This is a genomic window from Isoptericola sp. NPDC057191 (genome assembly GCF_042670225.1).
Classification (GTDB): Bacteria; Actinomycetota; Actinomycetes; order Actinomycetales; family Cellulomonadaceae; genus Isoptericola.
Genome location: NZ_JBHUWC010000174.1, coordinates 1 through 8,575, shown reverse-complemented (window position 1 = coordinate 8,575; position 8,575 = coordinate 1). Strand labels below are relative to the sequence as shown.

The 8,575-nt window shown below is 73.7% G+C and carries 7 protein-coding genes; all 7 read left to right on the top strand.

The features are described 5' to 3' along the window. Window positions 1-144 precede the first annotated feature (144 nt). The 7 genes from ACFT55_RS16855 to aceB all read left to right on the top strand — a co-directional run bounded on the left by ACFT55_RS16855 (window position 145) and on the right by aceB (window position 8,573). A complete protein-coding gene (locus tag ACFT55_RS16855; RefSeq protein ID WP_380244998.1) occupies window positions 145-957 on the top strand; it encodes a hydroxypyruvate isomerase family protein in 813 nt (270 codons plus the stop codon). A 50-nt stretch (window positions 958-1,007) separates the two neighbouring features. After that, window positions 1,008-1,886, top strand: coding sequence for a 2-hydroxy-3-oxopropionate reductase (locus ACFT55_RS16850; protein ID WP_380244997.1), 879 nt, complete (start codon window positions 1,008-1,010; stop codon window positions 1,884-1,886). 46 nt (window positions 1,887-1,932) lie between these two features. Then, complete coding sequence (gcl, locus tag ACFT55_RS16845) at window positions 1,933-3,720, top strand: glyoxylate carboligase (protein ID WP_380244996.1); 1,788 nt, start codon at window positions 1,933-1,935, stop codon at window positions 3,718-3,720. A gap of 65 nt (window positions 3,721-3,785) precedes the next feature. Continuing rightward, entirely contained in the window at window positions 3,786-5,006 is a 1,221-nt protein-coding gene (locus ACFT55_RS16840; RefSeq protein WP_380244995.1) for a glycerate kinase, read from the top strand. Beyond that, window positions 5,003-6,340, top strand: a complete 1,338-nt coding sequence (allB, locus tag ACFT55_RS16835; RefSeq protein WP_380244994.1) for an allantoinase AllB — start codon at window positions 5,003-5,005, stop codon at window positions 6,338-6,340. The genes ACFT55_RS16840 and allB overlap by 4 nt, the downstream gene beginning before the upstream one ends. Before the next feature lie 71 nt (window positions 6,341-6,411). Next, window positions 6,412-6,906 (top strand): thioredoxin-dependent thiol peroxidase, encoded by a 495-nt coding sequence (gene bcp, locus ACFT55_RS16830; RefSeq protein ID WP_380244993.1) that lies wholly within the window; start codon window positions 6,412-6,414, stop codon window positions 6,904-6,906. Between the two features lie 44 nt (window positions 6,907-6,950). Next, window positions 6,951-8,573: a malate synthase A gene (gene aceB / locus ACFT55_RS16825; RefSeq protein WP_380244992.1), complete on the top strand. Its 1,623-nt coding sequence runs from the start codon at window positions 6,951-6,953 to the stop codon at window positions 8,571-8,573. Window positions 8,574-8,575 lie beyond the last annotated feature (2 nt).

Below are 8,575 nucleotides of genomic sequence, written 5' to 3'. Positions count from 1 at the left end.
CCGTCGGCGTGTGCGCGGGATCACGACCGCGCCGCGGGACGGCCCCGGGCGGGGGTTGACCGATCCCCCCGGGTCGGCGTAGCGTTTTCACAACAAGGAATGAACCTTCCATCTGGCGAAAGCGAGTCAGCGATGACGGACCAGATCCCCTACACCGTGAACTGCTCGATCCTCCTCACGGACCTGCCGCTCCTGGAGCGCCCGGCGGCCGCGAAGGCGGCCGGCTTCGACGGCGTCGAGCTCTGGTGGCCCTTCGCGACCCCGACGCCCGGGACGGACGAGGTCGACGCGCTCGTCAAGGCCCTGGCCGACGCCGGCGTGCAGCTGACCGGCCTCAACTTCGACGCCGGCGACATGCCCGGCGGGGACCGCGGCCTGATCTCCTGGCCCGAGCGCTCGGCGGACCTGCGCGCCAACCTCGACGTCGTCGCCCGCATCGGCGAGCGCACCGGCTGCCGCGCGTTCAACGCCCTGTACGGCAACCGCGTCGACGGCGTGGACCCGGCCGTCCAGGACGAGCTCGGCGCCGAGAACCTCGCGCTCGCCGCGCAGGCCGTGGGCCGCGTCGGCGGCACGGTCCTGCTGGAGCCGGTCTCGGGCGTGCCCGCCTACCCGCTGACGTCGTCGGCCGACGTCGTGGCCGTCCTGGACCGTGTCCGCGACGAGCACGGGGCCACGAACCTCGGCCTCCTCCTCGACGTCTACCACCTGTCGGTCAACGGCGGCGACGTCGACCTGGACCTCAAGACCTACGGCGACCGCGTCGCCCACGTCCAGGTCGCCGACGCCCCCGGGCGGGGCGCGCCGGGCAGCGGCGACCTGCCGATCCAGCGCTGGGTCGCCGACCTGCGCGCCGCCGGCTACGCGGGGCCTGTCGGCCTCGAGTACAAGACGTCCGACGCCGACCCGTTCGCCTGGCTCCCGCGCGAGCAGCGCGGCCACGGCACCGCCGCCTGACCGCGTCGACCGCAGCAGCGACCCGCACCTGACGAGAGGGACCTTCGATCATGAGCACCATCGCCTTCATCGGCCTCGGCATCATGGGCAGCCCGATGGCCGTCCACCTCCAGAACGCCGGGCACTCCGTCGTCGGCTACAACCGCAGCCCCGAGAAGACGGCACCGCTCGTCGAGGCGGGCGGCACGGCCGCGTCGTCCGTGGCCGAGGCCGTCAAGGCGGCCGACGTCGTCGCCCTCATGGTCCCGGACTCCCCGGACGTCGAGGAGGTGCTCACCGGCGACGACGGCGTCCTGGCGAACGCGCAGCCCGGCACGCTGATCATCGACTTCTCGTCGATCCGCCCCGACGTGACGACCGCCCTGGCCGAGCGGGCCCGGGCCGCCGGCTTCCGCTACCTGGACGCCCCGGTCTCCGGGGGTGAGGCGGGCGCCAAGAACGCCGCCCTGTCGATCATGGTGGGCGGCGCGCCCGAGGACTTCGCCGCCGCGGCCGAGGTGTTCGACGCCGTGGGCAAGACCGTCGTGCACGTCGGCCCCTCGGGCTCGGGCCAGACGGTGAAGGCCGCGAACCAGCTCATCGTCGCCGGCAACATCGCGCTGCTCGCCGAGGCCGTGGTCTTCCTCGAGGCGTTCGGGGTCGACACCGAGGCAGCCGTCCAGGTGCTCGGCGGCGGCCTCGCCGGCTCGGCCGTGCTGAACCAGAAGGCCGAGAAGATGCTCGCCCGCGAGTTCGCCCCCGGCTTCCGCATCGACCTGCACCACAAGGACCTGGGCATCTTCACGACGGCCGCACGCGAGCAAGGCGTCGTCGCCCCCGTCGGCGCCGTCGTCGCGCAGCTCATGGCCGCGGCCCGCGCCGAGGGCGACGGCTCGCTGGACCACTCCGGCCTGTTCAACGCCGTCGCGCGCCTGTCCGGTCGCGCCTGACGTCGCGCCCGACCCCGACATCCCCGAAGACTCGAAGGAGAGCACCATGCCCCGCATGCGCGCGGTCGACGCCGCGGTCGCCATCCTGGCGAAGGAGGGCGCCACCGAGGCCTTCGGCCTCCCCGGCGCCGCCATCAACCCCTTCTACGACGCCATGCGGCAGCACGGCGGCATCCACCACGTGCTCGCCCGGCACGTCGAGGGGGCGTCGCACATGGCCGACGGCTACTCGCGCGCCGCACGCGGCAACATCGGCATCTGCGTCGGCACCTCGGGCCCCGCGGGCACCGACATGATCACCGGCCTCTACGCGGCCTGGGCCGACTCCGTCCCGATGCTGTGCCTCACGGGCCAGGCCCCAGTGGCCAAGCTGGACAAGGAGGACTTCCAGGCGGTCGACATCGCGTCGATCGCCGCGCCGGTCTCGAAGATGGCGAAGACGGTCCTCGAGGCGTCGCAGGTGCCGGGGGTCTTCCAGCGGGCGTTCCAGCTCATGCGCTCGGGCCGCCCCGGACCGGTGCTCATCGACCTGCCGATCGACGTGCAGCTCACCGAGATCGAGTTCGACCCCGAGACCTACGAGCCGCTGCCCGTGGAACGGCCGGAGGCCACCCGCACGCAGGTCGCCAAGGCGCTCGACATGCTGCTCGCCGCGAAGCACCCGCTCGTCGTCGCGGGCGGCGGCATCATCAACGCCGGCGCGGAGGCGGAGCTCGTCGAGCTCGCCGAGACCCTCGGCGTGCCGGTGGTCCCGACCCTCATGGGCTGGGGCGCCATCCCCGACGACCACCCCCTGACGGCGGGCATGGTGGGCATCCAGACCTCGCACCGGTACGGCAACGCGACGTTCCTGGAGTCGGACTTCGTGCTCGGCGTCGGCAACCGGTGGGCCAACCGCCACACCGGTGGGCTGAAGACCTACACCGAGGGCCGCACCTTCGTGCACGTGGACATCGAGCCCACGCAGATCGGCCGCGTGTTCGCGCCCGACTACGGGGTGGTCTCCGACGCGGGCGCGTTCCTGCGCACCGCGGTCGAGATCGCGGCGGAGCGCAAGGCCGCGGGCCAGGTGCCGGACTGGTCGGCCTGGGCCGAGAGCGCCCGCGAGCGCAAGCGCACGCTGCAGCGCAAGACGCACTTCACGCAGGTGCCGATCAAGCCGCAGCGCGTGTACGAGGAGATGAACAAGGCGTTCGGCCGCGACACCGTCTACGTCACGACGATCGGCCTGTCGCAGATCGCCGGCGCCCAGCTGCTGCACACCTACCGCCCGCGGCACTGGATCAACGCGGGCCAGGCGGGCCCGCTGGGCTGGACCGGGCCGGCGGCCCTGGGGGTGTCCCGCGCGCTGCCCGACGGCACCGTGGTCGCCCTGTCCGGCGACTACGACTTCCAGTTCATGCTGGAGGAGCTCGCCGTGGGCGCGCAGCACCACCTGCCCTACGTGCACGTCGTGGTGAACAACGCCTACCTCGGCCTGATCCGGCAGTCGCAGCGCGCCTTCGACATGGACTTCCACGTGTCGCTGGCCTTCGACAACATCAACATGGGCCACGGTGACGGGGAGGCCGAGGGCTACGGGGTGGACCACGTCAAGGTCGCCGAGGGGCTGGGCTGCAAGGCGATCCGGGTCACCGACCCGGAGGACCTGGCCGCGGCGTTCGCGAAGGCGCAGGCCATGACGGCCGAGCTGCGCGTCCCCGTGGTGGTCGAGGTCATCCTCGAGCGTGTCACCAACATCGCGATGGGCGCCGAGCTCAACGGCGTGAACGAGTTCGAGGACCTGTCCATCTCGGCCGACGACTCGCCCACGGCCCTCGCGCTGCTGGACTGAGCGGGACCCGGACGACGGTGACGGGAGAGACGATGGACGACGACGGGGCGGGGAGGGGAGCGACGATGACGACGGTCCGGCAGGCCCGCGCGCCGCGCGTGCTCCTGGCGCCCGACAAGTTCAAGGGCTCGTTGTCCGCGGGCCAGGTCGCCGCCCACCTGGCGGCCGGCCTGCGCCGGGCGGCGCCCGGCGTCGTCGCCTGCGAGCTCCCCGTGGCCGACGGCGGCGAGGGCACCCTCGAGGCTGGCCTCGCCGCCGGCTTCACCGCGGTGGACCTGGTCGCGACCGGGCCGCTGGGGGAGCCGGTGCCGACCCGGTACGCCCGCCGCGGCGGCACGGCCGTCGTCGAGATGGCCGCGGTCACCGGGCTCGAGATGGTGCGCCCGACGCCGCAGACGGCGCTCGCGGCCACGTCGCGCGGGCTCGGCGAGGTGATCGCGCACGCCCTCGACGCGGGTGCCCGCGAGATCGTCGTCGCCGTGGGCGGTTCTGCCAGCACGGACGGGGGAGCCGGCATGCTGGCGGCCCTGGGGGCCCGGCTCACCTCGGGCGCGGGCGACCTCGCCGACGGCGGGGGCCACCTCCACGAGCTGGTCGACGTCGACCTCTCGCCGCTGCACCCTGCGCTCGCGGACACGGAGATCGTGCTCGCGAGCGATGTGGACAACCCTCTGCTGGGCGACGACGGCGCGGCCGCGGTGTACGGGCCGCAGAAGGGGGCCGACCCGGCCGCGCTGGCGGAGCTGGAGCTGGGCCTCGCCACCTGGGTGGACGTCCTCGCCACGGGCGGCGTCACCGGTGCGCGCGGGCACGCCGCGGCGCCCGGCGCGGGTGCCGCCGGTGGTGTGGGCTTCGCCTGCCTCCTGCTCGGCGCCGAGCGGCGGCCGGGCGTGGAGGAGGTGCTCGCGCTCACGGGCTTCGCGGACCGTGTCGCCGGGGTCGACCTCGTCGTCACGGGCGAGGGCAGCCTCGACCGGCAGTCCCTGCACGGCAAGACGCCGGTGGGTGTCGCCGCCGCGGCCGCGGCGGCGGGCGTCCCCACGGTCGCGGTGTGCGGCCGGACCACCCTGACCCCAGCCGAGGCCGGCGCCGCCGGCATCGGCGCCGTCCACGCCCTCACCGACGTCGAGCCCGACGTCGGCCGCTGCGTGGCCGAGGCCGGCCCGCTGCTGGAGATCCTCGCCGCGCGGCTCGTCGCCCACCTTCCGGCGGCTGCACCGACCGCCCCGACCGCCTTGGCCGCCCCGACCGCCCTGGCCGCCCCGACCGCCCTGGAGAACGCATGACCACGCCCCACGACCTCGTCGTCCGCGCCGCCCGCGCGCTGACCCCCGACGGCGAGCGTGCCGTGGAGGTCGGTGTGACCGACGGCCGGATCGCCGCGGTCGTCCCGCTCGGCGCCGGGCTCGCCGGCGCCGAGGTGCTGGAGCTCGCCGACGACGAGGTGCTGCTTCCCGGCCTCGTGGACTCGCACGTGCACGTCAACGAGCCGGGACGGACCGCGTGGGAAGGCTTCGCCACCGCGACGCGCGCCGCGGCCGCGGGCGGCGTGACGACCATCGTCGACATGCCGCTGAACTCGCTGCCTCCCACCACCTCGGTCGCGAACCTGGAGGTCAAGCAGCAGCGCGCGGTGGACCAGGCGTTCGTCGACGTCGGGTTCTGGGGCGGGGCGGTGCCGGGCAACACGGCCGACCTGCGCCCCCTGCACGACGCGGGCGTCTTCGGCTTCAAGTGCTTCCTGGCGGACTCCGGCGTGCCGGAGTTCGGGCACCTGGAGGACGCGGAGCTGCGCGCGGACCTCGCCGAGCTCACTGCGTTCGGGGCCATGATGATCGTGCACGCGGAGGACCCGGGCACGCTCGAGGACGCCCCGCAGCAGCCCGGCCGCGCCTACCGGGACTTCCTCGCCTCGCGCCCGGCGAAGGCGGAGTCCACGGCGATCGCGGCGCTGATCGACGCCGCCCGCGCGACGGGCGCGCGGGCGCACGTGCTGCACCTGTCCGACGCCGACTCGCTGCCGATGATCGCCGCCGCCCGCGCGGAGGGGGTCCGGCTGACCGTCGAGACGTGCCCGCACTACCTCTCGCTCGACGCCGACCACGTGCCCGACGGCGCGACGGCGTACAAGTGCTGCCCGCCGATCCGCGAGCAGGACAACCAGGACCGGCTCTGGCAGGGACTGCGCGACGGCGTGATCGACGTCGTCGTCACCGACCACTCGCCGGCCACCGCAGACCTCAAGGAGCCGGCCTCCGGGGACTTCGCGGCCGCGTGGGGCGGCGTCGCGTCGCTGCAGCTGGGGCTCGCGGTGGTCTGGACCGAGGCGCGCCGCCGCGGCGTCCCGCTGGAGGAGGTCGTGCGCTGGATGTCCGCCGGGCCGGCCGCCCTGGTCGGCCTGGAGCGCAAGGGCGGCATCGCGGTGGGCAAGGACGCGGACCTCGCGGTCTTCGCGCCCGAGGCGACGTTCGTCGTCGACCCTGCCCGTCTGCACCACAAGAACCCGGTCACGCCGTACGTCGGCCACGACCTCACGGGCATGGTGCGGCGCACGCTGCTGCGGGGGCGCGAGGTGGGCGACGAGCCGACCGGCACCCTGCTGCGCCGCGGCGAGGCCTGAGCCGCGCCGCCGCCGTCCACCCCGTCAGCCCCGTCAGCCCCGTCACCGAGAAGAACGAACGAGGACGCACGATGACTCGACTCCAGCCGGGCGACACCGCCCCCGACTTCAGCCTGCCGGACTCCGCGGGGACCACGGTGGCCCTCGCCCAGGTGCGCGCCGGCGCGGACCGCGGCGTGGTCGTCTACTTCTACCCGCGCGCGGGCACGCCCGGGTGCACCACCGAGGCCTGCGACTTCCGGGACAACCTCGCGTCCCTCGCGGGGGCGGGGTACGCCGTGGTCGGTGTCTCTGCCGACCCGGTCGAGGAGGTCCGGGCCTTCGTGGAGGCGGAGCGCCTGACGTTCCCCCTGCTGAGCGACGCGGACCACGCCGTGGCCGACGCCTACGGGACGTGGGGCCCGAAGACCGTCGGCGACCGCACCTTCGACGGGGTGCACCGCTGCACCTTCGTCCTCGACCCCGACGGCACCGTCCGCAGCGCGGAGTACGACGTCGAGGCCACCGGGCACGTGGCCGCGCTGCGCGCGCGTCTCGTGGGTGCCGGAGCGGGCCCCACCCGCTAGGGTGCCACCAGCGAGTTTTCACCAGGCGTAACTGAGATTCCGCAATGCAACGAGCAGCACGAGAACAAGGAGGGACTGTCGTGGAGCTCCCCGACGGCCTGACCATCACCGCCGAGATCGGTGCGCGCGACACCGAGGTGCTCACCCCGGCCGCGCTCGACCTCGTCGTCACCCTGCACCGGCAGCTCGGCGCCCGCCGCCTCGAGCTGCTCGACGCGCGGGCCCGCCGACGTCGGTCGCTCGCCGAGGGCGGCACGCTCGACTTCCTCCCGGAGACCGCGCACGTCCGCGCCGACGACTCCTGGCGGGTCGCACCCCCGGCCCCCGGCCTGGTCGACCGCCGCGTCGAGATCACCGGCCCCACGGACCGCAAGATGACGGTCAACGCCCTCAACTCGGGCGCGAAGACGTGGCTCGCCGACCAGGAGGACGCCAACACGCCGCAGTGGCGCAGCGTTGTGGGCGGCCAGCTCAACCTGCTCGACGCGATCGAGCGCCGGATCGACTTCACGAACGAGGCAGGGAAGTCGTACGCGCTCAAGCCCGACGAGGACCTCGCGACGATCATCGTGCGCCCCCGTGGGTGGCACATGAACGAGAAGCACGTCCTCGTCGACGGCGAGCAGACGTCCGGCGGGCTCGTGGACTTCGCGCTGTACGTCGCGACGGCAGGCCTGCGGCAGATCGAGAAGGGCCTCGGGCCGTACTTCTACCTGCCGAAGATGGAGTCGCACCTCGAGGCGCGCCTGTGGAACGAGGCGTTCGTCATCGCGCAGGACGCCCTCGGCATCCCGCACGGCACCATCCGCGCCACGGTGCTGATCGAGACCATCCCGGCCGCGTTCGAGATGGAGGAGATCCTCTACGAGCTGCGCGAGCACTCGGCCGGGCTCAACGCGGGCCGCTGGGACTACCTGTTCTCCGTGGTGAAGAACTTCCGCACGCGAGGCGGCGAGTTCCTGCTGCCGGACCGCAACCAGATCACGATGACGGTGCCGTTCATGCGGGCCTACACCGAGCTGCTCGTGTCGACGTGCCACAAGCGCGGCGCCCACGCGATCGGCGGCATGGCCGCCTTCATCCCGAGCAAGGACGCCGAGGCCAACGAGCAGGCGTACGCGAAGGTCCGCGCCGACAAGGCGCGGGAGGCCGGCGACGGCTTCGACGGCTCCTGGGTGGCGCACCCGGGCATGGTCGCCACCTGCAAGGAGGTCTTCACCGAGGTGCTGGGGGAGCGGCCGAACCAGATCGACCGCGTCCGTGACGACGTGCACGTGACCGCGGCGGACCTGCTGTCCGTGGACCGGACGCCGGGCACGGTCACCGAGGCGGGCCTGCGCAACAACGTGTCCGTCGGCATCCAGTACCTGCGCGCCTGGCTGGGCGGCCTCGGTGCCGTCGCCATCTTCGGCCTCATGGAGGACGCCGCGACCGCGGAGATCTCCCGGTCGCAGGTGTGGCAGTGGCTGCACAACGGCGTCGTCCTCGCCGACACGGGCGAGACGGTGACGCGCGAGCTCGTCGACCGCGTCGTCGAGGAGGAGGTCGCGAAGCTCCCCGGCGACCCCTCCGACTACGACGAGGCGCGGAGCACCTTCATGGAGGTCGCCGTCGCCGACGAGTACGTCGACTTCCTCACGACGGCCGCCTACGAGCGGATGGACTGAGG

Bases quoted from the DNA above. Each gene is read 5' to 3' on its own strand.
- ACFT55_RS16850 (WP_380244997.1), top strand. From the start codon at position 1,008: ATGAGCACCATCGCCTTCATCGGCCTCGGCATCATGGGCAGCCCGATG.
- gcl (WP_380244996.1), top strand. From the start codon at position 1,933: ATGCCCCGCATGCGCGCGGTCGACGCCGCGGTCGCCATCCTGGCGAAG.
- ACFT55_RS16840 (WP_380244995.1), top strand. From the start codon at position 3,786: ATGACGACGGTCCGGCAGGCCCGCGCGCCGCGCGTGCTCCTGGCGCCC.
- allB (WP_380244994.1), top strand. From the start codon at position 5,003: ATGACCACGCCCCACGACCTCGTCGTCCGCGCCGCCCGCGCGCTGACC.
- bcp (WP_380244993.1), top strand. From the start codon at position 6,412: ATGACTCGACTCCAGCCGGGCGACACCGCCCCCGACTTCAGCCTGCCG.
- aceB (WP_380244992.1), top strand. From the start codon at position 6,951: ATGCAACGAGCAGCACGAGAACAAGGAGGGACTGTCGTGGAGCTCCCC.